The sequence below is a fragment of the Rhizobacter sp. P3_B12 genome (assembly GCF_056402895.1).
In genome coordinates, this window is the sequence record NZ_JBFUGN010001674.1 from 1 (window position 1) to 650 (window position 650).

Genomic DNA, 650 nt, shown 5'->3' on the forward strand with positions numbered 1-650 from the left:
GCATCACTTGGTGCTGCCGGTCGCTGTCGATCTTGGTTTGCCTCTTCGGGGCTCGGGCAGCGTGGAGAAGAAATCGCCGGTCGCCACACTCAAATGGATCTTCGATGCGTTCGAGCTGGACCTTCGGTCACAGCGTCAAGTGTGCGAGATGATTTCGGCTGCGGCTGCAGGTGTCCCGGGATCGAAGACCATATTCCTTCTCTGGCTTGCGTTCCTCTGCGCGCTTCGACACGTCGATTCCGCAGGATTCGATGCCATCGCCATCAAAGGCGACGTGGCTGCCGACTTTCAAGGCGTCGTCAAGGCGCGAATCAAGCGTGACCAGGGAACAACGTTTTTTGCTGAGCGAAGTGGCATGGAGTTTCGATACGACCCGAAAACGCCCCGCACCGTCTCGCTTTGGGATGTCGTATCCAAGTACTACGTTTGGTCGTGGGCCGATTTGAAAGATATCAGCAGGATTGCCAGCGATTCGAATGCATATGACTACCCTCAATCGCTGGCAAGCAAGCTGGCGGAGGAGTTGCCCAATCCTCACAACCCGGACGAGAGCTACTCTCCATCGATCCGGTCCTACTCCCGCCTCGTCAGGTGCGCGGGGCAGCTGACTCTCGGATAGCGCCGGCGATAAGTATGGTGTTCACCAAGAC

1 protein-coding gene is annotated in these 650 nt (G+C 57.4%); it reads left to right on the forward strand.

Features of this window, described 5'->3' with window-relative positions; all coding sequences use genetic code 11:
- Positions 1-619: hypothetical protein (locus tag AC1D01_RS37615; protein WP_477875040.1), on the forward strand; the 619-nt coding region annotated here is incomplete at its 5' end.
- Positions 620-650 lie beyond the last annotated feature (31 nt).